Origin of the sequence: Bartonella sp. LB28NMGDW (genome assembly GCF_042194435.1) — a bacterium.
GTDB lineage: Bacteria > Pseudomonadota > Alphaproteobacteria > Rhizobiales > Rhizobiaceae > Bartonella > Bartonella grahamii.
In genome coordinates this window covers 1-26,047 of the sequence record NZ_JBHIMX010000010.1, presented here as the reverse complement: position 1 = coordinate 26,047, position 26,047 = coordinate 1, and the positions used below count along the sequence as shown (strand labels likewise).

Below are 26,047 nucleotides of genomic sequence, written 5' to 3'. Positions count from 1 at the left end.
ATTCTATATTTTATGGATAACTAAAAATGATATTGTAATCTACCAGAAAAGCTCATTCCAGAAAATCCTGCTTTTGTCAGTTTATGCTGATAATTTATATCTCCATGAAGTGCAAATTTCGAAGATAGTTTGGCATTAAAACCAAGCCCCGCTTCTAAAGAAGAACCAAAATCACCTAATTGGAAATCGTTTTTAAAAGAAACAAATTGCTTATCTTCAAAACTATGCAAATAAGAAAGCTTACTATAAAAAGAAATGGCACGTCCCTTTTCAGAAACATTAAGTGTCTTGCTTAAACGCCCACCAACACGCCCCACCCATTGATGAAATTTTCCTAAATCAACATCAATATTATCAACATCATGTGCCGGATTAAACTGAAGATGCTGATAAACAACCTGAATCTGCGGATCAAAAACAACACCTTTATACCCTGTTGCAAACGTTCTGCCACTTGTTAAAGAACCGCTAAACTGTTTACCCTTTAACGCTACAACCTTGCCCCGTGCTAGTGTCAAAACATCTCCCTTAAAAAGTCCATACGATAATACTCCATCGATATAAAAACCCGTATTATGCTGTAAACTTCCATAGGCTCCAACAGACCATTTATCAAATGCGCTTTTTTTGCTTTGTTCAACATCCTCTGGGGTTAGAGAAAGATTTCCATAATTCCCCAAAGCCCCAAAGAATGTACGACTGTATAAACTCTCAATCTCGTTTAACAAAACACCTGCTTCGAGTGCACTATAATTCAGCTCAGCGTTATAGCCATATTCAAAAGCAGATAAATTGGAAGCATAATGATGACTACCACCATAAGCATGCAGAAAAAAGGCTGTCTTTTCATCATCCTTCCAAGAGGAATGAAAAGCATTCCGCATTGTCTCTACCGTCTTATTTTGCGTGGTCATATCCACTAAACCAGCATGAAATAAGGTATTTGGCAAAAGAAGATAAGTTGGCAATTGAGGAACAACAGCTCTAATTTGGAGATTAGACTGAACATTAAGCGACACAGGAAGATTAGACGAAGGTTCAACAGGGTCAGAAGATGTAGAAGAAGAAGGTGTGGCAGATGTCAATGACGTAGGAAGTGGATTGGGAGGCGGAGAATCTAAAGGATGAGATAATGAAAACGAAGCCAGTTTAATAAATGGACCATTATAAGTACCTATTCTAGAAGAAATATAGATACCTTCAAGACGGAAATCCCAAAAATCCCCCTCACCTTCCACTAATCTTTGCTTAGCATCCGCTTTTCCAAAGGGCGAATTCGGACCATAACCACGAATACGATATTGATAAGGAAAACCTTTCACTGTAGTATAACTATCATAACCATTGGCGAGTTGAAAAGAACCTGCCTGCGCTGTTCCAGCAACTTGAATAAGTGAAATGCTTTGATCTCTTCCTTCATGGACTTCTTTATTTGCAGCTTTTGGAAAATTTCGCACATGAATGAATGTCGTTCCCGAGACATCACCAGAAATCAATATACGATCGGTTTTTTGGGGATCAAACAAACCCTCATCACTCAAAAATGCACTCAACTTAATCTGAGCATTTCCCTCAGCACTGTAAACTTTTTTATCTTTTGATGCGAGAATTCTATCTCCTGCGCCTATATCCGGCCTTTTTCCAATGCGTAGCGTTTGATAACCATTCAATATATCTTCATCATAAAAGATCAGTGTACTATTGGAAAGACTTAGAGAAGAAAGAGATGAAACAGATTCCCGTAAACCGTTGTATTTACTTTTAGTAAGATACCATGTTGAATAACGGGTTAACTCTAAATCAATAGTTGATTTATCGTCAACACGCGTCCCTCCTGTCAGAGAAGAAGAATTCGCTTTCACCAATAGAGAAGCGTTGTTTTCAGCTTTTAACAACAAATCACCAGAAATCTTTGTTTCATCAGATAATTCAAGAATACCTTCAGCCCTATAGCCTCTATTTCCCTTCGCATAAATCGCAATACCATCTGGAACTGTCATATTTGTCTGTGATAAATAAACAAATGCCTTCCCCGTGAGAACTTTTTGGGTTTCTAAAACTTTTTCATCATCTCGTTGCCTAGTCATCTTAGCAAGCTCTTCTGGAGCTAAAACATTAAAATACAGACCATGTACTCCCTCCCCTTTCACAGAAATATCGTTTTTTTCTATCTTAATACTTGTATTCTTAAAGCCATCTGGCGAAACATACTTTTGAATTAATTTGCCATTGTTTTCTACATAACCTGAAAAATTTTTAATCAAGAATGCGTGCATATTGTTAAGATGAATAAAACCTTTTTTCAAATAAACATCACCTCCTTGAAAAACCTCAAAAGCTTCCGGCAATACCCCCATAGCGCCATCACCATCTGTTCTAGCTTCCTCCCTCCTTCCTTGCCCCGTAATACACATAGTATCAAGAATATAGCGCCCCCCAAACCGAGTTGAAAATGAGCCAATCTTATTAAAATTAACGGTACCTTCTGACATTCTAACCATTGCATCAAAACCACTCATAATACCGATCCCTTTTACCTTCAAATTATCTGGCTCAATATCGATATTCACACTCTCTAAAGCAATATCCGTTTCTTTCCCCCATGCATAAATAGCATGTGAAGCACCCTTAATTTCCCCTACTGTCATGCTAATAACTGCATTTTGAGCACGAAGAGCAGGTATGTCCTTGAAATCTGCAAATGTTAGATTAAGTTTTCCACCATTTCTTACATACGCCCCATAGGCAGATATTTTATCTGGATTATCGCCATAAACTGTTATCTGAGAGGCATTAACAACAGTGCCTACTTTTTCTACATATATAGCTGCAATAGGCGCAACCTCCTGAGAATTTTTTAAGTAATAAACTTTATTTGCGAGAAAGTGTGTTTTTCTATCATCGCATTTATAAAATGCCTCTCCTGCATCACTTGAAGATCCTGCAGCACTAACATAAGCAACCTGAAAAAAATAAAGAATAGCTGTTGTAAAATTGTATAAAAATGCATGTTTGTAAAATACATTTATCACCATTCTTCCTTACCCCTATTTATTAACGAAGAACAATCACATAATGTATATTATAAACTTATTAAAATAAATATACGATAAATATTTAACTTAATTATTAATATAACACTTATATACTTATATATAAATTATTCTATATTTCATGGATAACTAAAAATGATATTGTAATCTACCGGAAAAGCTCATTCCAGAAAACCCTGCTTTTGTCAGTCCATGCTGATAATTTATATCTCCATGAAGTACAAATTTCGAAGATAATTTGGCATTAAAACCGAGCCCCGCTTCTAAAGAAGAACCAAAATCACCTAACTGGAAATCATTTTTAAATGAAACAAACTGTCTATCTCCAAAACTACGCATAAGATAAAGCTTACCATAGAAAGAAATAACACGCCCCTCTTCAAAGGGCGCAAGAAACTTAGTTAAACGCCCACCAGCACGTGCCGTCCATTGATTAAATTTTCCCATATCAACATCAAGACTATCAACATCACGCACACCATCAAACTGAAGATGCTGATAAATAAGCTGAAGCTGTGGATCAAAAACAAAACCATTACGCCCTATTGCAAATGTTTTACCACTGGTTAAAGAAGCACTTGACTGTTTACCTTTTAATGTTGCGACCTTACCCCGTGCAAGAGTGAAAACATCACCCCTAAACAAGCCGTAAGATAACAACCCATCCATATAAAAACCCGCATCATGTTGCAGACTTCCATAAGCAGCAACGGACCATTTATCAAATGGACTCTTTTTGCTCTGTTCAACATTTAGAGGATGGAGAGAGAGGTTTCCATAAGTTCCCATCACCCCAAACAATGAGCAACTCTCTGAACTCTCAATTTCTTTCAATAAAACGCCTGCTTCCAGTGCACTATAATCGAGTTCGGCTCCATAGCCATATTCAAAAGCAGAAAGATTTGAAGCATAGTGATAGCTTCCACCATAACCACGGATAAAAAATGCTGGATTTTCATCACTCTTCAAAGAACCTCGAGAAGAGCTTCGTATTGCCTTCAATTTTTTATTTTGAGAGACAAGATCCATCAAGCGGGTATGGAATAAAGCATTTGGTAAAAGGAGATAAGTTGGTAACTGTGGAACAACCGCTCTAATTCTTGGCTCGGACTGAATATCAAGCCTAACAGGAACAAACACAACTGGTGTAGGTTCAACTGGAACAGGCGGAGTGGGAACAGGATCTGTAGGTATAGGATCACTTGGATCAGAAAGCTCAAACGGAGTAGGTGTTGGTGTAACAACTGCAACTGGAGAGGAAGAAGCTGAAGGATCTACCGACGCAGAGGGCGCAGAAGATGAAGGATCTGTAGGTGTAGGTAATGGAGTGGGCACAGAACCTGTAGATGAAGGATCACCTAACTCAGAGGGCGTAGACGGAGAAGAGGCAGGTATAACGGCTGGAGATAGAGGAGTGGGTGCCGAATCTTTAGATGAAGATTCTACTGACTTAGATAACACAGATGCAGAAGGCTCAGAACTAACAGAAGTAGATGGCACAGACAACTCAAATGGAGAAGACGTAACCGGAGAAGATAGCTCCAGCACAGTTTCTACAGGGAAAGATCTAACTAAATCAGACGGCGATGCAGGCATTGATTGTTTAGGTAAAGTTTCAACTGAAACAGAAGGAGATGGTATAGGCTTAAAGTCAACAGGAGCAGATGGCACAGGCGACTCGGACGAAGGAGGTGTAGAGGAAACAGTTGGAACAGGTGTAGAAATACCCTCCGTAGAAGAAAGCTCGGTTGAAAAAGACGACTCATCTGAAGAAGCCGTAGGTGGAGCAGACGGCATAGGTGGTTCAGGCATGGGAGCCAAAGAAGGAGATGTAACTGAATCAGATGGTGCAGATATGGATTCTATATGCGAAGTTTCAACTGTATTAGCAGAAGGAGTAAAGATAGAATCCGTAAAGGAATTTTCAATCGGAGAAGATAGCTCCAACACAGGTTCTACAGAAAAAGATCTAGCTAAATCAGACGGAGATGCAGGCATCGATTGTTTAGGTAAAGTTTCAACTGAAGTAGAAGGAGATGGTATAGACTTAAGGTCAACAGAAGCAGATGGCACAGGCGACTCGGACGAAGGAGGTGTAGAGTAAACGGTTGGAACAGGTGTAGAAATACCCTCCGTAGAAGAAAGCTCGGTTGAAAAAGACAACTCATCTGAAGAAACCGTAGGTGGAGCAGACGGCATAGGTGGTTCAGGCATAGGAGCCAGAGGAGGAGGTGTAACTGAATCAGATGGTGTAGGTATAGATTCTATATGCGAAGTTTCAACTGTATCAGTAGAAAGCAATGGTACAGATGTAGAATCGACAGGAGGAGAGGACGGTAAAGATACTTCAACAAAAGGAAGCGTAGATGGAGTGGAAGTAAGATCCGTATGAACAGGTTCAATAGTCTTAGTTTCAGAAGAATCAACTTTGGAACTCACATAAATACCTTCAAGGCGAAAATCCCAAAAGTCTCCATTGCCTGCAACTAATCTATTCTTGGGATCTGCTTTTCCAGAAGAAGAATTTGGACCATAAGCACGAAGATGGTATTGATAAGGAAAACTACCTATTGTAACATACCCACTGGCAAGTTGAAAAGAATCTTCACACGCGTACCCAGAAACTTGAACAAGTGAAACACTTTCACTTCCTTTATCACGGACTTCTTTTTTTGATTTTTCGGAAAAACCTTCCACTTGGAGAAGTGTAGTCTCCCCCGAGACATCACCATAAATCAAAATACGATCAACTTTTTGAGTATCAAATAAACCATCGTCATTTAAAAATGCACCGAGCTTAATCCGAGAATTACCCTGTGCACTATATGCATCCTTATGGACTAGTCCGTATAATGCTATCAACTCACCTTGTTTACTTATATCATCTATATCATCTATAATCGTTTTTTTTCCAATGCGCAGTGTTTGATAATTATTGGATATACTATTAAAAACAATAGTACTGTCTGAAAGACTTATATATGAGACGGATGTATCTATAGAAATACCTTCTTGTGAATCTTCGTTTTTACTTTGGATGAGATAATATTTACTTTGGGTAAGATACCATGTCGAGCCACGCGTTAACTCTAAATCAACAGTAGATGTATCTTCAACACGAATATCTCCTGTAAGCGTAGTGTCCCTAGCTTTTACGGTTATAAAGGAGTCGTATTGAGCTTTAAATAACAAATCACCAGAGATTCTGGTTCCTTCCGATAATTCAAGAGTAGCTTCAGCTCCCAAACCTTCAGTCCCCGTAGCATAAATAGCAATACCATCTGGAACTGTAAGAGACGTCTTTGACAAATAAACTGATGCAGTTCCCAGAACAATTTTTTCTGTTTCTGAACGTTTTTTATCATCTATATTCAACATATCAGCCCATCGATCTGAATCTAATGTATCAAAGTACAGACCATGTACCCCCATCCCATGCACAGAAATATTTGATCTCTCAATATTAATATTTGTTTTCTTAAATTCATCTGATGAATCATAACTCTGAATTAGCTTGCCATTTTTATAGGCATAACCTAAAAAATTTGTAATCAAGAAGCCATGCATATCAGTAAGCAGAATAGAACTATCCCTCAAATGAACAGCTCCCCCTTGAGATATGTCAAAAGCTTCTGGTAATTTATCAACACTTTCATTATCAACTATAGCAGTGTATTTTTCTCCTTTTCCCTCAACCATCATGGTATCGAGAAGATACTTCCCCCCAAATTTTGTTGAAAATGCGCCAATCTCATTAAAAGTAACGGTACCACCTGACATCCTAACAAATGCATCAAGACCACTTACAATCCCTATACCCTTTACATTCAAATTGTCTGGCTTAATCTCAACATTTACACGAACTAAAGCTATATCCGTCTTTTTCCCCGATGCATAAATAGCGTGTGAAGTTCCCTCAATCTTCCCGTCGTTCATTTGAATAACTCCATTGAGAGCACGAAGACCGGGGATATTCTTAAAATTTGAATCCGTTAGAACAAGCTTTCCGCTATCTTGTACGAATGCACCATATTGAGATATTTCATCTGGATTACTACCCGTAACAGTTATACGAGACGCATTAACAATTGTGCCTTGCTTTCCTACATATATAGCAGAAACCGATTTACCTTTAGAAGCGTTTAGAAAATCATAGGTTTTATTTTTGATTACGTGCTTCTTACCATCACTGCATGTATAAAACTGAGCCTCTGAATCACACGAAACTCTAGAAGCGTTAGAATTCGCACTAACAACCACGATTGGAAAAAAAGAAACAGCAGCTGTTGTAAGAGTATATAAAAACTTATAACTTTTAAATATATTAGCCATAACTCTATTACAACCTCTCCCCCCTTATATAAAAGAAGATAACACCTGCAATAACGCTAAGTTAAACATTCGAAAAATGAGAAGTATAAAACTTAAATATTCGTTTTATACTTCATACAAAATTCTATAATTGTGTAAAACTTATCTTATAATTTATGGTTATCTAAAAATGGTAGCGAAGACCCCCAGAAAAACTTACTCCAGAAAAACCAGCCTTGGTAAGCTTGTGCTGATAAGTCACATCTCCATGCAAAGCAAACTTTGAAGACAATTGAGCATTAACACCCAATCCAGCTTCTAGAGAAGAACCAAAAGCCCCTAACTGGAAAGAATCTTTAAAGCGCACAGCTCTTTCTTTGCCAAAATCATGGGCAAAATGAATCTTTCCATAGAAAGAAACATCACGATCTTTTTCAGGTGCAGTAAGAGTCTTTATTAAACGCCCCCCCATACGCACCATCAATTGATCAAGTTTATCCATCTCAATATTAAAATTATCAATATCACGAACCTCATTAAATTGAAGATGTTGATAAACAACCTGAACCTGTGGATCAAAAACAACACCTTCATATCCTGTGGCAATTTTCTGACCACCCATTAAGGAAACACTTAAAGGGTTACCCTTCAATGTTGCAGTCTTACCCCGAGCAGTTGTCAGAACATCTCCCTTAAACAGACCATAGGATAAAAGACCATCAACATAGAATCCTGCATCATGCTGCATACTGCCATAGACTGTAGCAGTCCATTTATCAAATGTACTTTTTTGGCTTTGTGCAACATCTCGAGGCTGTAGAGAGAGCTTTCCATAAGACCCCATAACCCCAAAGGATATAGCACTGTCAACATTTTCAATTTTTTGTAGCAAAACACCTGTCTCTAGCGCATAGTACCCTAGATCCCCTCCATAACCATATTCAAGCGCAGATAAATCTGAAACATAACGATAACTCCCACCATAGCCACGCAAAAATGAAGCAGGATTTTCACGAATTTCCAACATTCCACTAGGATTAGTCCGTACTCTCTCCAACTGCTTATTTTGATTGCTGATATCCATTAAACCAGCATGGAATAAACTATTTGGCAAAAGCAGATAAGTTGGTACCTGAGGAACAACAGATCTTACACCTCGTCGAGACGGAAAAACATTTTCAATCTTAGAAAGACTATCCGCAGAAGACACTGGAACAATATCCGCAAAAGAAACATGTGCAGGAAGTATAGGTTTAGAAGCCACATCAGAAGCCATAGAAGTATGTCTATAATCAGCAGATCTTTGAATATCCGGACTTTCTAGGCGAAAATCCCAAAAATCTCCTTCACCTTCGACAAGCCTTTGAACAGAATTAGCTTTTCCTAAATGAGATCTTGGACCATAAGCATAGAGCTTATACTGATAAGGCAATCCCTCCAATGCAATATAATCACCATCCAACTGAAAAGAACCTTCCTCTGCTTTTCCAGAAACCTGAATGATAGAAATACCCTGGTTATTTCCACCACTCCCCGTTTTTCCTCCTGGACTTCCTGAAACGCTTTTCACATGTATTATCGTTTTTCCTTCAATATCACCATAAATCAAAAGCCTATCAGTTTTTTGATTTCTAATAGTTCCCCCTTTATTTACATATGTATTAAGATAAATATGCGCATCACCCTGCGCTTTATAAACAACACCTTCTCCTTTTCCAATACGAAGTGTCTGATAATCACTCGTTGTATTATCTGTGGGGCTCTCAAAAACAATAGAACTATCAATAAGATGGATCAACGAACTCGATGAGTCACCTATAGAATCAAAGCTTCGTAAATTTTTATTTTTTGGTTGTGATAAAGTCCATTTTGAACCACTTTCTAACAGAAACTCAGCAGAAGAACTTTCATCAATATGCACTCCCCCGACAAGCACAGAATCATTAGCTGAAACCTTTACTAAAGAGCCTCCTTCAGCCTTCAACAATAAATCTCCAGAAATTTCAGATTTTTCTAAAAGTCTAATAAGACCACCGGATTTGTTGCTATAAATAGCTGTACTATATGGAACTTTAAAAGAAGTATTTCCCAAAAACACCTCCCCTCGCATAGGTAAATTCGTCTTTGGCAAACTTCCAAATAAATCTTTCTCCCCCATAAAAATATAGGACTCCTTTTTTACAGAAGCGCTTTCTGTTTGCTTTTTTCCAGCTTTTTCGCCTTCCAAAAAGCGTATGCCATAAGACACATCACTATTTACGGAAACGTTAGAATGTACAATATCAACCCAACCTCCTTTTCCCAGCAATGATACACCGTGGGCATTAGCAACCTTAACGTTACTTGCCCCGTAATAAATAGAACCACCTTCTTGGGTCATCTGAAAAACTGAGCCTTGTTCATGATTGTCTAAATCTATCTCCTGAATACCATTATCGATAATATAAACACCCCATAATCCAACTTTTCCCCATTCTCCTGTATGAACTCCCATACCACGAGACAAATGAATTCCTCCACTTCCTATCTCAACATTTCCATAATTATCCGCCTTTATACCATACTTCCAAAAGTTTTTTTTCAAATCAGTATTTTTATCCGAAATATCAGTAATAAATATATTTTGCCCATCCACCAATGTCCCTGTTCCAGATACTTCTATGGCCGCCTCTTTAACTTGATTTTCATCAGTTTTCTGATAGTTTTTATCATGAATTACATACCTCTTACCATCACCGCACCGAAAAGGTATAACATTTTCAGAACAAACGACATGTTCAAAATAAATTGCATACACATCAACATTATGTGTCAAAAAAAGAAGTGTTGTCGTGAACGTACATAAGGAGAAACGATTTTTAAATAGATTTACCATAATTACACCATAATTCCGCCCATCACAGAGCAATGCATAACGTATCAAGAGATTTAGCCAGAAAATTTAATACGTTTTGGTTTAAAGATAGTGATTTTATTAATATTTTTTGTATTTTATGTAAATATGGAATTAAAAAATTACTCAAAAATACAATCTAAATCTGTTGCTTTTACAAAAAAATTGCAAAAATATAACTGAAGAACGACAGAAAAATCACCTTTAAAGTTGTTATTCCAAAATAGCCTTAATCGGTTGACATGCATTAAAAACGCCTGCTTTAATTGCTGTCTAATCCCACCAAAATGGGTATAATCAACCTCCTTACGATAGAGATATTATATTGAAACAATATGTATTTGTAAGCAGACAAAACATATACCAAAATTGAAAAACAAGAGTTTACCTATGCCTTTTTAAGCAAACTTCGTGGCAAGACAGCCTAATAAAGAGTAGGAATGTGTAAAAATCAGTTCCTATTTTTACTACCTCCTTTTAATGTAACTTGATAACATTTAAACGCATTCAGAGCCGGATCTTTAAAAAGTAAAAGATTATACATGACTTCATCCTGGTATTTATCGCATTCCTTTTAAGAAAACACATTTTCCAAAAACAATATGTCATTATGGTTCTCATTCATCAGTTTTCTCAGATATCTCTCATTTTTGCCATCCCCATTTCACAACGACAGCGGATATAATATAAAGTTCATCGGATATAGCTCTCATTGCCCTTGAGTATCTTCTTTTCCTTTGCCAATTTCTAATATTGTAAATCCTCTCCTCTTAAGGTGATTTCCCAAATTATATTGACTCCTTTCTTAGACAATTATCCCCTTGCCAATCTTACATAATATGCAAAGGAATGCTTTTTATGAGTTCATCATAAGAGCATTGAAAATATTTCAGCATCCTGAATTAAAAAATATCTTTATCAATCGGCATATTATAAATAATATAATCATCACTCTTAAATACGCGTTTTGAAACCATAACGTACAAACTCTTCAAACTTTTCAAAAAAATGAAAGAAGTCCAACCCAAAAGCATATTAAAGATATGCAAAGTCACACTCTCGTAAAAATGCTATAACACAAAATGAATAGAGAATGAGAAAAAGCCACAAGTTATACTTGTGGCTTTTTCAAAGATTAATCAGAAACACCAACAAAACTAGAAATGATAACGCAAACCACCAGAGAAACTAGTTCCAGAAAAACCAGCTTTCGTTAGCTTGTGCTGATAAACCAAATCGCCGTAAAGCGCAAATTTTTGAGACAATTGGGCATTAAAACCTAATCCAGTTTCTAACGAAGAACCAAAAGAGCCTAGCTGAAAAGCATCTTTAAAATGCACAAATTGTTTTCCTTCAAAACCGTGAGCAAGATGAAGCTTGCCATAGAAAGAAACAACTTGAGCCTTATCAGTTGCGACCAGCCTCTTTGTTAAACGCCCTCCAACACGCCCTATCCACTGATGAAGTTTTCCTAAATCAATATCAAAGCCATCCACATCAGGCACTTTATTAAATTGAAGATATTGATAAACAACTTGAACTTGCGGATCAAAAACAAAACCGTTCTCCCCCACCATAAACGTTTTACCAGCAGTCAATGAAGCACTTAAAGGATTTCCCTTTAATGTTGCCGTCTTGCCACGTGCAGTTGTTAGAACATCACCTTTAAACAAACCGTAAGACACAAGACCATCAACGTAAAAACCCGCATCATGCTGCATACCACCGTATGCTGTAACTGACCATTTATCAAATGTACTTTTTTGACTCTGCTCAACATTCAAAGGTTGCAAAGAAAATCTCTCGTAGGCCCCGATAATTCCAAAAGAAGTGGAACCATACGTATTTTCGATTGCTTTCAGCAAAACACCTGCCTCTATGGCATTATAATCAAGCTCGCCGCCATAACCATATTCAAGCGCAGAAAGATTTGAAGTATAACGATGATTGCCGCCATAACCGCTCACAAAAAAGAGAGGATTTTCACGACTTTCTGATAAGCTCCCAGAAGAAATTCGTAAAGATTCTAATCTCTTATTTTGATTGTTCACATTCATCAAACCAATATGACGTAAGGCATTAGGCAAAAGGAGATAAGTCGGAACCTGCGGAACAACAACCCTAACTCCCGGCTTAGGATGAGGCTCCGGAGCTGGTTCTGGAGAAGGTTCTGGTCCTGGAATTGGATCGGGATCCGGTTTAGGTTTAACATCAGAATCTATAGATCTACTTTCAAGGCGAAAATCCCAAAATTCTCCGTTCCCTTCAACTAATCTTTGATCCATGCTTGCTTTTCCCAAATGAGACCCTGGACCATAACTATAAAGCTTATACTGATAAGGTAATTTATCTAATGCTACATAACCACCTTCCAACTGAAAAGAATCTTGCTCTGCTTGTCCAGAAACCTGAATGATTGAAATACCTTGATCATTTCCTCCCCTTCCCGTATATCCTCCTGGACTTCCTGAAACTCCACGCACCTGGAGCTTTGTTTTTCCCGAAACATCACCATGAATTAAAACACGATCAGTCTTTTGATGATCAAGAGCACCACCACTATTCAAGTATGTATTAAGGGAAATAGAGGCACCGTCCCGTGCTCTATAAACTTCACCCTTTCCCTTTCCAATACGAAGAGTTTGATAATCATCAGCAGAAGAAGATTCATGTCTTTTAAAATTAATAGAGCTCTCACCCATAAGACTAACGAGTGAAATAGAAGAATCATGAGCAGCATCATGTTGATCTTTTTGCAACGGTTGTTGTAAAATCCATTTAGAACGGCCTCCCAAATAAAGTTCGGCATTAGAATTTTTATCAACGTGTGTGCGACCTTCAAGAGTAGAAGCATCAGCCAAAACTGTTATAGAAGCACCTTCCTCAGCTTTTAATAAAAAATTCCCTGAACGAAGAGTGCTGTGCACCAACCCCACCGCACCAGAAATAATGTTTCTACCATAAAGAGCCGCATCGTCTAAAACAGAAAACTCTGTTTTATCCAAATTAACAACTTCTAATCGTGGTAAAGCTTTTTCTTCCTCTGATGAAATTTCTTCTTTTTTATCCCCACCTTCACTCCATGGCTTCTCTCCCCGCAAATAGATACCATAAGATCCCTTACCCTTTACAGTAACAGAAGAGGATTTCATATTAACTTCAGTCACAGGAATCTTTGAACCAGAATCTTCATTTGATAAATCTTTAACTTCCTGCAGAGGAATAGAATCGACTGTATTTTCTAATAATATGCCATGGACATCCATAGCACGAATAGTAGTCCCCTTTAAATTAACAGCCCCCCCTAAATCCGTATGCACAACCGCACGATCCTTACCTTTGTCACCCTTCCCAGTAATTTTAACATTCTCGAGATTTACCTCCCCACCTAACATCGAAGAAATCCCATGGCTGTTCATAAAATCAACTGATCCACCTGACATCCAAACTTCTGAATGATCATAACTTAAAAGGCTTGCGTTCCCATTAGCGGTCTTAATTTCTGTATCTTCTAAAAGAACAAACGAATTCTCTGTTGCGTCAACACCCTCATTACTTTCCTTAATCTTGCCATTTTTTACCTCAATCACGCCATCACTCGCACGAAGGGCTATAACTGTATTTTTGATAATCGGATCTTTCAAAACAATCTTACCGTTCTCTAATACATGCACCCCCACGAGAAAAATTTTATCAGCAACTTGACTACTAACAGTCACATCCTCCCCACTAACCCTTGTGCCTATTCCTTTTACCGTTATAGCAGTAGGTTCATCAGGATAGAGGGAAGCGTTTTCATTCGTAATCTTATAAGACTTATTATCAATTTTAGACTCCCCTTTAGACTCCCCGCAATTATCGCATATATAATACAACCCATTATAGTAATAAAACCCAGGATTCACTCCTCTTCCATCCGAGTGCTCATTTTTAACCGTATTATCTACATTTTTCTGATATCCGTTCTCTCCATCCACTCCACTCAGCTTACGATAATCGCTCCCCCCACGAATACCCTCATCGTTATCGCCAACATGAATCATATCAGGAGTATAATAATTCCTCCCCCCACTTTCTCCACTAAGAGGAAGCTTATGCTTATTACTCCCGCTAAGATGAGGAGAAGAATTAGCAGAGACAACTGGGATAACCTTTATAACATAAGGTTTACTATCCTTCCCCTCTGCAGCCGCATACACTTCTCTTCCATTCTGGAGCAAAGAGAGGATAGCGGTTGTACAAGCACATAAACATACATGATTTCTAAAAACTTTAATCATAGTTCCCTCGAAACTTTTCTTCCCCTCTCATTAAAAACAAAAGCACTTACAAAACACCCCATTGCACACCTCAACAATACGAAAAGTGTAACAAAAGAACATGCCTCATGCTCATCTGAACTGTGCAATGAATTATCCCAATAAATTTGGCAAAAGCTCTACGCCAAAACCACCTATAAGAGAATAGTTACAAAACACACTTTATGAGTGTATAATGCATTCTGTATTTCGTGTAAAGAAAAAATAAAACCAGTGCGTGCAATTAATTAAAAACACAATTAAACCTTGTGAACTTTAAAAATTAATCCACAAGGAGATGAATGAAACAATGATTTAAATCAGTAGAAAACAAACGCTCAAAAACGAGCTTTAGAAAACATCAAATATTATATTAGATAATATCAATACAGTACCAAAAAGGATAACGTAACGCATACCGGTCTGCTGAACGCTTAAAAAGCCGATAAAAGCGAAGCACTCTATCGCATCAGTAGCAGCATAAATTTTAAGAAAGTTCGCTTTAGCGGAGAAACGTGCTCTCATGCATAAAACAAACTATGTCTTTTTTGCTTAATAAAGAAGACGAGATTTTTTAAGAATAACACAAGTTGTTATAAAGAAAAAAGGCAGCACAATGTGCTGCCTTTTCTAAAAAGGTACATAGTGTACCTTATATTAAAACTGATAACGTACTCCTCCGGAAAAACTTGTTCCCGAAAAACCAGCCTTATTAAGCTTATGTTGATAGAGAATATCAGCATGCAGAGAGAACTGTGGCAACAATTTGGCATTAAAACCTAATCCAGCCTCTAGAGAAGAACCAAAAGCTCCTAACTTGAAAGCATCATTGAAATGCACAGACTGTTTTCCTTCAAAACCATGAGCAAGATAAAGCTTACCATAGAAAGCAATAGCATTCACGCCTTCAGAACCTGTAGGAATCTTGGTTAAGCGTCCACCAACACGTGCTACCCACTGATTAAGGTTACCCATTTCAATATCAAAATTGTCAATATCACGAGCTTTATTAAACTGGAGATGTTGATACACAACCTGAACCTGCGGATCAAAGACAAAACCCTTATATCCTGTCGCAATTGTCTGACCACCAGCTAAAGAAACACTCAAAGGATTACCTTTTAATGTTGCTGTTTTACCCCGTGCAAGAGTGAGAACATCACCTTTGAACAGACCATAGGATAAAAGACCGTCGACATAGAAGCCAGCATTATGCTGCATGCTACCATATACCGTAGCAGTCCATTTATCAAATGCACTCTTCTGGCTTTGCTCAACATTCAAAGGCTGCAGAGAAAGTTTTCCATAAGTTCCCATAACGCCAAAGGATATAGCACTGTCAGCATTTTCAATAGTTTGCAGCAGAACACCTGCCTCTACACCATTATAACTAAGATCACCTCCGTAACCATATTCAAGTGCGGAAAGATCTGAAGCATAACGGTAACTTCCACCATAGCCGCGCAAGTATAAAGCGGGATTTTCACGAACCTCTACCATTCCTGTAGAAGTCATCCGTAACGTCTCCAACTGCTTATTTTGATTGCTAATATCCATCAAACCAGCGTGGAATACGCTATTAGGCAAGACAAGATAAGTTGGAACCTGTGGAACAACAGACCTTACAAATTGTTCAGGAAGGGCAGCAGATCCAACAGACTTAACATACTGATTTTCTAGACGGAAGTTCCAAAATTCTCCACCATCCTTAACAAATTTCTGTTGCACATGCTCCTGTTTCGAAGTCGCTTCTGGACCATAAGCACGAAGAGTATATTTATAAGGTGAGTTTCTCAGTGCAACATAATTGCCATCGAGTTGGAAAGAGTCTTTCTTTGCTTGACCATAGACCTGAATAATTGAAACAGTATGAGCAATCTTGGCATTCGCTTTACCATCTCCTACATTGCCCGCATCACCTCGTACATGTATTTTTGTTTTTCCAGAAACATCACCATGAATGACAAGCCGATCAGTGACTTGCTGATTACTCGGATCACGAGGATTTAAACGTGCATTGAGATGAATTGCAGCATTACCCTGTGCCGCATAAACTGTTCCTTTCCCATTTCCAATATGGAGAGTCTGATATTTTCCTTCAGATTCCGAAGATGCAAAATCAATAGTACTATTTACAAGACTTACAGAAGAAATGCATGAATCCACACATCCTAAATCTGGAGTACCCAAATTCCTCTGTGCACTTCTTTTTAGAATCCACTCTGATTGATTAATTAAATCTAATTTTGCATAAGAACTTTTATCAACGCGCACATCGCCTTTAACAATAGAACTATCAACCAAAACCGATATATTGGAATCATTGTCAGCCTTCAATAACAAGTCACCAACAAGAGTTGTTTTATTTTCTAATGAAACATGACCACCAGAATTATTACCATAGATCGCTATACCACTTGCAACTTCAAAATCAGTTTTTTTCAACGAAACTGTCCCTGTTATGCTTATAGGTGTTTTCTCCTGTTTGGATACAGTACTCCGCTTAACAACAATTGCTTTCTCAGTTGCTAAATCCTCACTTCGATTTTGTTGACTCGCTTCTTTCTGTATTAGTCCATCAAAATATATGCCGTAGACTCCGTCACCTTCCACCCTAACAGTTGAAGACTCGATATTTGCATGATTCGTAGTAGGACGAACCTCAGAAGATCTCCTTCTCCTAGAAGAGCCGGTCTCAACCACATTATCATCAGACTTCATAATCCACAAAGCATGAGCATCAGTCACAACATTCCCATTCTTAAAATCAACAGAACCATTATCACTCAACAGAAAAGCTGCACGCCCAAAGTTATCTGCGGAATCTAACTTACCCTGTCCTTTTTTCGCAGTAATATTAACTTTGTCTAACTCAACGCTTCCCCCAGCTTCTGACCTCACAGCCACTCCTTTTGCCAAAGTAATAGCCCCAGAGTCCATAGACACCTTACCAGCCAGACTTACCAAACCAGCCGCAGCCAAATCCCCGGTTACGTTAATTTTCGTATCCTTTAAATTAACAGATGATCCAGAACCCGCCAAAGCGCCTACATAAAGCGCATCGACTGTCCCACCAGTCATCTTAACCTTTCCACCACTTTGCGCTTCAAGCCCAATCACAGAAGATTGGATTTTTGATTTTTTATCCAAAATAACTTCTGCCTTGTCTTCTGCAAGCACAGCACTCACGAGCTTTGATGTAGTAAAATCAACATTATTTTTACTATTAGAAGAATCCGCACCACTAACAGTAGTACCCTCTAACTTGATAACTGTATTCGGATTTCCTGCATGCATAGAATGTTGAGTTGCCTCACTTGCCTTCAGTGTCTTCCCTGTTATTGTCCGCGATTTACCATCTCTACACAAATAAGAAGTCTGTGATCCCCTCTCACTATTATTATTCTCCGTATCACCACATGTAGAAGAAATCGTTTCCTTACCAGAATTATTAAGCACATGAACACGTCCAACAGGTCCACTAGAAGATGCAACAGGCTTTACAGAAACCTCAGAAGAAGGCTTTATGGAAGCTGCTGATTTTATAGATGGAATCTTATTCGATATAGTGTGCCCAGATGATACAGAAACCCCATCTGTCGATATCACAGAAATCCCACCTCGATCAGATCTCGCTGCTGAATCAGCTCCTAAAGATATTAAATTTAACGAACTTCTACCTCTAGATGAAGGAGATAAATTGGATGAAACAGTATATACGCTATGCCCAGATGTCCCCGATCTTGCAAGATTATTAGATGCGCCCCCCTCAGATACAGCAGAAGCAACAGAAGGCGTAGTAGAAGAAGGAACAGACGTTACAGTTTCAGATGTTCCAGCCCCACCCTGATCAGTAGATGCGCCCCCCTCAGATACAGCAGAAGCAACAGAAGGCGTAGTAGAAGAAGGAACAGACGTTACAGTTTCAGATGTTCCAGCCCCACCCTGATCAGTAGATGCGCCCCCCTCAGATACAGCAGAAGCAACAGAAGGCGTAGTAGAAGAAGGAACAGACGTTACAGTTTCAGATGTTCCAGCCCCACCCTGATCAGTAGATGCTCCCCCCTCAGATACAGCAGAAGCAACAGAAGGCGTAGTAGGAGAAGGAACAGACGTTACAGTTTCAGATGTTCCAGCCCCACCCTGATCAGTAGATGCTCCCCCCTCAGATACAGCAGAAGCAACAGAAGGCGTAGTAGGAGAAGGAAGAGGCGTTACAGCTTCAGATTCTCCAATCTCTACGTATCTATCATATCCACCTTCTGTATGGTCTTCATTACCTGTCTCAGTTTGATGAACTACAGAATTCACACCAACCGTATCAGAAGTACTATAGCCTACTATATCATATTCTGCTTCATTCTGACTAACCGTTTGACTCGGATCAACATTAAGAAGGGAAATACCTACACTTCCATCTGTTGTATGCAGTCCTTCATAATATCTCAAATCTCCCCCCAAAATATAAGGATCCGTCCCCCTATTACTTCCATCAACACTCCCCCCAGTTGTCAAAACATGTAGAGAAGGAGGTAAAGGATTTGATATTGTAGAAGGCTCATTTCCAACCTCTTCATGATTTATATCACCTGTATCAGATCTCCTAAGTAATGCGGGGTCGCCATTCGTACTAGAAGTAATAACTCGATTAGGTGGTGTAGATTCAGAAGTTCCAGATGGAAGAGTTGATCCTACAGAAGAATTATCTACCTCACTTCCCACAGTTTCACGCAATTGCACGGAAGGAATATTTACTCCCGCCCTCTCCCTATTGCCACCTACGAAAGAAATAGAATTACGCTCATAGAGCAAATTTTTATCTTCTAAACGAAAATCCCAAACATCTTTACTGCCCTTAACCAAAGCCTTATCGAAATACTGCATTTTCGAAGGAATAGTTGGACCATAAGCACGAAGAACATACTGATAAGGAGTTCCGAGCGTAACATAATTACCATCTAAACTAAAAGAGCTTTCTTCTGCCCTTCCAAAAACTTGAATAAGTGAAATACTATATCCCTTACTATTATTGTTATCGCTGCTACCCAAACCTGCTCCTTGTACCCTCACCTTTACTTTAGTTTGCCCAGAAACATCACCATGAATCAACAGTCTATCAGAATTTCGACCAATGACCTTACCAGATACATCTACGGCCTTACCAGATACATCTACATTGAACTGAATTGAAGAAGTTCCCTTAGCACTGTAAACAGTGCCCTTTCCTTTTCCGATGCGAAGAGTTTGATATACAGTAACAGCCTTTCCACCGTTAGAACCCTCACTATTTCTCTTTTGTGAAGTAAAAAATTCAATAGCACTATCTTGAAGACTCACAGATGAAATACATGAATCTATACAATGCCGATCGACATCTTCTGAATCTTCATAGGAACTTTTTATTACCTGCCAGTCTGCTTTATTGGATAAAAAAAGCCTAGCATGAGATTTATCATCAAAACGAGTAGCACCTGCAATGGTAGATTTGTCAGCAAAAACAGATAAATCAGAATTTTTAGCTTTCAACAAAAGAGCACCCGAAACTTCCGATTCATTTTGCAAAAAAACGTAACCATTCAAACCATCACCGTAAATAGCGATACCCTCTGGAACTTTGAGAGTAGTCTTTTCTAAAAGAACCTCATGTGGCACCGGATCCACAGACTGTGTCCCATTACCCCGACGATCAAAGTCTATACCATAAGACTTTTTACCTGGAACCTCAATAAATGAAGATTTTATAACAGCATTTAAATTCAAGAAATTAGAGAATGGATCAATGCCAAGGGCACTCTCTTTCTGTATTCTAGCCTTATAAATAGAAGAAGAAATATCATTAAAAGCTTTGGGGAAACTATTGGAAGAACTATGGGAAGAACGAAAATAAACAGGAAGATCTTCCTCACCATTTTCATCTTCAAACTTAACAAAATAAGTGTCTATATCTTCTTGCATATTTCGTACAATATTGCTTGGAACATTTGGACCAATCTGCAAAAAAACAGTATTTGGAACATTAAAACTCCCATTATTAAACGAAATATAACCATCACGTGATAGAAAAGCAATGCGCCCAACATCTTGAGAAGAATCATCCCTATCAGAATCTTCCGGACCCACCCGCTCTCTACTCCTCCCCCCTGCCTGTATCTGTGCAGCATCATTTATTTTAGAAACATTGTCTTGAATTGTAACATTATCCAATAGAACAATTCCCATTTCTGAAGCGATAACCCCTACCGTTGTACTTCCTAAAGAAAGTGTTCCTCCTTTCATCTCTATTACAGATTTATCATCACTCCACAGACCAATTATATCTGCTTTAACATTTGCATTTTCCAAAAGAATCACACCTTGTTTTGAAGCCATAGCATTCACATAACTGCTGTGAAGGGAACCACTATTCATAGTAACCTTTCCATAACTAGAAGCTCCAATCCCATAAGCAAATCCCTCAACCACTGTATCTTTCAAATTAATCTCAGCGCCAAATTGAGACTTACCATCCGCAAATACAGAGCCCCTACCTTCACCCTGAAACAGAATTTTATTGTCAACCACCTTAATATCTGCACCTTCTTCAGCAACCACGGATATCCCAGATACATTAATCACTGTAGACAAAGGACCTGTTACATATATAGCACGTTCATACCTTCCTGCTTTAAGCTGAGTTTTACTACTACCCGCACCTTGTCCAAGTGTATGTGTAGCACCATCATCACAGAAAATAGACGCTCTAGACGGAGATTCTTTGGCTGAAGAACAAGGCGGTAACAATGCTGGTACTGATTCTACTAAAGGACTCGGTTGCCCAGAACCAGAGACACCGCCAGTGCCAGCGCCGCTAGGAACACCGCCAGTGCCAACGCCGCCAGGAACACCGCCAACGCCAACGCCGCCAGGAACACCGCCAACGCCAACGCCGCCAGGAACACCGCCAACGCCAACACCGCCAGGAACACCGCCAACGCCAACGCCGCCAGGAACACCGCCAACGCCAACACCGCCAGGAACACCGCCAACGCCAACACCGCCAGGAACACCGCCAACGCCACCAGCGCCAGGAACACCGCCAACGCCACCAGCGCCACCAAGTCCACCAGCACCAACGCCGTCAAGGGCACTACTAGCTACTCGTGGTGCGGGAGGTGCGGGGTCTTCTGCTGCTTTAGGTGCAGAAGACTTTGATGAACTTCCCCAACCCAGATATGACAATCCAGTTGACCACCAAGCTTGCCCCATAGAAGCATCTACACCTTGTAAAAAGAAGAAAGCACTTGTTGTCAGTGCGTACAGACTTGTACGCTTTTTAAATACATTGGTCATATGTTAAACTTTCTAAATAATGTTGCAAAAACACTAGAATTAAGTGAAAATGAGGTAAGTGAACAATTTGTAACATATGTTAGTCAACTTTACAACATAGTGTTATTTATTTGCGCTTCATTTTGTGCATAAAAATACCAAAGTTAAGTTTTTAAGTGCGCAAACCCTTGTAATATTAGATAAAAGGATAAAATTACGATGATAAAATATATGAAACGGATGACTTCTGTTTTACTGGTTGCAACCAGCTTTGCAACAGCTTTATGGACACAGACGAGTATTGCAAATACGAGTACTCAAACAAATGTAACAATTAATCATGTTTCAGGCACGACTCCTGTTCCCGCTTCTCCGCAAAAGGTTGTTGTGTTTGATATTGCCTCTCTTGATAATATGAATCGCCTTGGTATCAAAGCGGTTATCGGTATTCCTGAAGGTAAAAAACCATCCTATCTGCAACAATTTGATGATGCAAAATATGAAAAAATTGGTACCCTTTTTGAACCCGATTATGAAAAAATTGCCACCCTTCAACCTGATTTGATTATTATTTCCTCCAGAACTCAAGCAAAATATAATGATTTATCCAAAATCGCTCCAACAATTGATCTAACTGTAGGAAATGAAAACTCTCTTGCAGATATTGAACGGAATTTGTCTATCCTTGGCAAAATTTTTGGCAAAGAAAAAGAAGCTGCAGAAGAAATTGCAAAACTCAATGAAACTTTAGCTGAAGTTCGTAAAAATACTAAAGGAAAAGGCCAAGGTCTTGTACTCATGACTTCTGGTGGAAAAATCAGTGCCTTAGGACCAAAGTCACGTTTTGATATTTTGCATTCCGCTTTCGGAATTGCCCCTGCAACCGATAAACTCACTGTACAAAAACATGGACAGCTCATTTCTCCTGAATTTATTCTTGAGACAAATCCTGATTGGTTGTTAGTGATTGATCGCGATGCCGCAATTGGACGGGAAGGGCAATCCGCAGCACAATTGCTTAACAATGAGCTTGTTCACCGCACAACAGCAAGCAAACAAAACCAAGTTATTTATTTGGACTCTTGGAGCTGGTATCGTGCAAGTGGTGGTTTAACGGGACTCTTTGAAACCGCTAAGCAGATCAATGAAGCCTTTACAAAGAGCAAATAAGCGTACAAAAGAGCTTGCTTGCTATATAAATAAAATTTAAAAGCAGAGATTGTTTATTAAGCAGTCTTTGCTTTTTTTAATTTTGTTAGAAAATGATTTAACGTGAAGAATTACTGGATAACCATAACACTTCTCATTCTCCTGTCTATCCTCAGCATTTTTGTTGGTTATTCTGATGTCACACCTTCTGACCTTTTCGCAGCCGATCCCCATGCGTGGCTTATTTTTTGGCAAACCCGTCTTCCTCGTACCATTGCAATCCTTTTAGTAGGTGCATCACTTGCACTTTCAGGTATGATTATGCAACTATTGACACGCAATCGCTTTGTCGAACCATCAACCGCTGGAACTGTTGAATCTGCTTCCCTTGGTATTCTTTTTATTATGATTTTTCTGCCCGATATTTCTGTTTTAGGAAAAATGGTCGTTGCGACACTTTTTGCCATGACAGGCACTTTACTTTTTATGTTTTTATTGCGCCGCATTCCTCTAAAATCTGCTCTCATTGTACCCCTTACAGGGATTATGCTAAGCTATATCATTGGCTCTTTAACCAATGCCATTGCAGATTATGAAATGTTACTTCCCTCTCTTCAAGCTTACTTATTTGGCAGTTTTTCAATGGTTCTTGAAGGAAAATATGAGCTCTTATGGCTATCCCTTCCCCTTTGTATTCTGGCCTATTGTACTGCTGATCGCTTTACGGTTGCAAGTTTGGGAGAAGATTTAACCAATAACCTTGGATTGAATTATCGTGTTGTCATGTTTTTTGGTCTTTTTATTGTCGCCTCAATCACTGCTGTTGTTGTCTGTACCATTGGCCGTATTCCTTTTGTTGGACTCATTGTGCCCAACCTTGTGTCAAATTTCATGGGCGATAATATGCGCCGTACCGCTCCTTGGGTGGCCATCAGCGGTGCAGGATTGGTCTTGATTTGTGATCTTGTAGGACGAATAATTCATCCCTCTCTTGAAATTCCCATAAGCACTATGATGGGTGTAATCGGTAGTTTTATTTTTATGATACTGCTTTTACGCTGGAGAAAGCGTCTTGGATAGAAGAAGAAAAACAATATGTGTACTAACAACACTTATCATCATAGCATGTACTGTCATTAGTCTTTACATGACGTGGAATATCAATGTTTATACATGGACATTTCGTCTTACAAAACTTTCCTCTCTGCTTCTTATTGCCTATGCAATAAGCGTTTCTACGGTTTTATTTCAAACAATCGTTAATAACCGTCTTCTTACCCCTTCAATTATGGGATTTGATCAGCTTTATATTTTAATAAAGACTGTTCTGATATATTTTGTAGGCTCTCTTTCTTTGCCCTTTTTAAATGAAGAAGGACAACTCATTCTCGAAGCCCTCATTCTTATTCTTTTTTCAATAAGCCTTTTTCGCTGGCTCTTTTCAGGAAGCCTAAAAGGACTTCATTTGACGCTTTTAATTGGTGTTGTTTTAGGCGGCTTCTTTTTCAGTTTACGGATGTTTATGCAATTGCAACTAAATCCAGACCAAATGATGAATTTAACGGATATTATGTTTGCAAATTTTAATAAATTTAATACATCACTCATAAGCTTTGCCACAATCATTGTCTTCATTGTGAGTCTGATTGGATGGCATTCCCGTCATCTTCTTGATATTTTGGCTTTGGGACGTGATAATGCTCTTAATCTTGGCGTTAACTACCACAAAAGTGCGACAGCTGTCCTTATTTTTGTTTCCATTCTCGTTTCCATTTCTACCGCATTAGTAGGCCCAGTCACCTTTTTTGGACTGTTGGTTGCCAACCTTTCCTATGAACTTTCTCCTCAAGCAAAACACAGTGTTGTTGTGCCGATTGCAATATTATTAGCGATTATTTGTTTGGTGGGAGGACAATTTATTTTAGAACAAATTTTTCACATGGCAGGACATTTAAGTTTTATCATTGAATTTTGTGGGGGTATTGTTTTCTTAATATTACTGATGAAGGGAAAACTAAAATGATTGAGATCAATCACCTTTCCAAGGCTTACGGAGCACGATTGATTATCGATAATTTATGCCTTCATCTTCCCAAAGGGGGGATTATTTCTCTCATTGGGCCCAATGGTTCGGGAAAATCAACTCTTTTAATGCTGATAAGACGTCTTTTGCCACACCATAATGGTACAATTCATATCGACGGCTTTGATATTGATACAATGCCCCACGATATTTTGGCTCAAAAACTCTCAATTCTGCGTCAAGATAATCCTTTATCCTTCCGTTTAACCGTGTACGATTTAGTAAGTTTCGGACGCTATCCTTATTCAAAAGGCTGGTATACACATGAAGATAAACAATTTATCGACAGTTCGCTACGCTATCTCGGCTTACAAGATTTAAAAGATCATTTTTTAGATGAGCTTTCTGGCGGTCAGCGTCAACGCGCTTTTATAGCCATGGTTATCTGCCAAGATACTGATTATCTTCTCTTAGATGAACCATTAAACAATCTGGATATGAAACATGCCGTTTCTATGATGAAGCAGTTACGCCGCACAGCTGATGAACTGAAAAAAACCATCCTTATTGTCATGCACGATATTAATTTCGCCTCATCTTATTCAGATATGATTGTTGCACTAAAAAATGGAAAAGCAGCCTATTGTGGAACTCCCAAAGAAATTATGCAACCAGAAATCCTTAAAGACATTTATGATGTTGATATTCAAATTAAAACAATCAATGACATTCCTATCGCCCTTTATTATCGATAATCTAAAGATTTTTTGCGCTTGCCTACACTGTAGAATCTGCTAGAGATGATAAAATTGGCTTATTGGGGAATAGTTTAATGGTAGAACAGCGGACTCTGACTCCGTCAATCTTGGTTCGAATCCAAGTTCCCCAGCCAGTGTTGTATGTATGTAGCTTGTTGTAGCTTTGTAGCTTGCCAGTGTAGCTTGCCAGCGGGTTTTGTATATTTTGCCACTAGGTTTTGTACCAATTTATTTTTTTTCAAAGAGTTTTAAAG

Annotated in this window: 9 protein-coding genes and 1 tRNA gene; 5 read left to right on the top strand and 5 right to left on the bottom strand. The window is 38.7% G+C overall.

Translation table 11 applies throughout. The features are described from left to right. Window positions 1–20 precede the first annotated feature (20 nt). From ACFIKG_RS06735 to ACFIKG_RS06715, 5 genes are all read right to left on the bottom strand, one after another. Window positions 21–3,035, bottom strand: a complete 3,015-nt coding sequence (locus ACFIKG_RS06735; protein ID WP_375651965.1) for an autotransporter outer membrane beta-barrel domain-containing protein — start codon at window positions 3,033–3,035, stop codon at window positions 21–23. A 147-nt stretch (window positions 3,036–3,182) separates the two neighbouring features. After that, entirely contained in the window at window positions 3,183–7,385 is a 4,203-nt protein-coding gene (locus ACFIKG_RS06730; RefSeq protein WP_375651964.1) for an autotransporter outer membrane beta-barrel domain-containing protein, read from the bottom strand. A gap of 163 nt (window positions 7,386–7,548) precedes the next feature. Then, window positions 7,549–10,239, bottom strand: coding sequence for an autotransporter outer membrane beta-barrel domain-containing protein (locus tag ACFIKG_RS06725; protein ID WP_375651963.1), 2,691 nt, complete (start codon window positions 10,237–10,239; stop codon window positions 7,549–7,551). A gap of 1,175 nt (window positions 10,240–11,414) precedes the next feature. Continuing rightward, the gene (locus ACFIKG_RS06720) at window positions 11,415–14,537 is read right to left on the bottom strand and encodes an autotransporter outer membrane beta-barrel domain-containing protein (protein WP_375651962.1); all 3,123 of its coding nucleotides are present in this window, start codon (window positions 14,535–14,537) and stop codon (window positions 11,415–11,417) included. A gap of 675 nt (window positions 14,538–15,212) precedes the next feature. Then, window positions 15,213–21,884, bottom strand: coding sequence for an autotransporter outer membrane beta-barrel domain-containing protein (locus tag ACFIKG_RS06715; RefSeq protein WP_375651961.1), 6,672 nt, complete (start codon window positions 21,882–21,884; stop codon window positions 15,213–15,215). Window positions 21,885–22,082: 198 nt separating this feature from the next. On the opposite strand from ACFIKG_RS06715, the gene ACFIKG_RS06710 reads away from it, so the two are divergent. The 5 genes from ACFIKG_RS06710 (at window position 22,083) to ACFIKG_RS06690 (ending at window position 25,927) form a co-directional block, all read left to right on the top strand. Further along, window positions 22,083–23,033: a siderophore ABC transporter substrate-binding protein gene (locus ACFIKG_RS06710; RefSeq protein WP_375651960.1), complete on the top strand. Its 951-nt coding sequence runs from the start codon at window positions 22,083–22,085 to the stop codon at window positions 23,031–23,033. A gap of 102 nt (window positions 23,034–23,135) precedes the next feature. Continuing rightward, window positions 23,136–24,092, top strand: coding sequence for an iron chelate uptake ABC transporter family permease subunit (locus ACFIKG_RS06705; RefSeq protein ID WP_273788235.1), 957 nt, complete (start codon window positions 23,136–23,138; stop codon window positions 24,090–24,092). Next, window positions 24,085–25,035 (top strand): iron chelate uptake ABC transporter family permease subunit, encoded by a 951-nt coding sequence (locus ACFIKG_RS06700; protein WP_375651959.1) that lies wholly within the window; start codon window positions 24,085–24,087, stop codon window positions 25,033–25,035. Before ACFIKG_RS06705 ends, ACFIKG_RS06700 begins: the two co-directional genes overlap by 8 nt. Beyond that, window positions 25,032–25,790 (top strand): ABC transporter ATP-binding protein, encoded by a 759-nt coding sequence (locus tag ACFIKG_RS06695; RefSeq protein ID WP_375627313.1) that lies wholly within the window; start codon window positions 25,032–25,034, stop codon window positions 25,788–25,790. The genes ACFIKG_RS06700 and ACFIKG_RS06695 overlap by 4 nt, the downstream gene beginning before the upstream one ends. A gap of 63 nt (window positions 25,791–25,853) precedes the next feature. Next, a tRNA-Gln gene (locus ACFIKG_RS06690) sits at window positions 25,854–25,927 on the top strand. Window positions 25,928–26,047 lie beyond the last annotated feature (120 nt).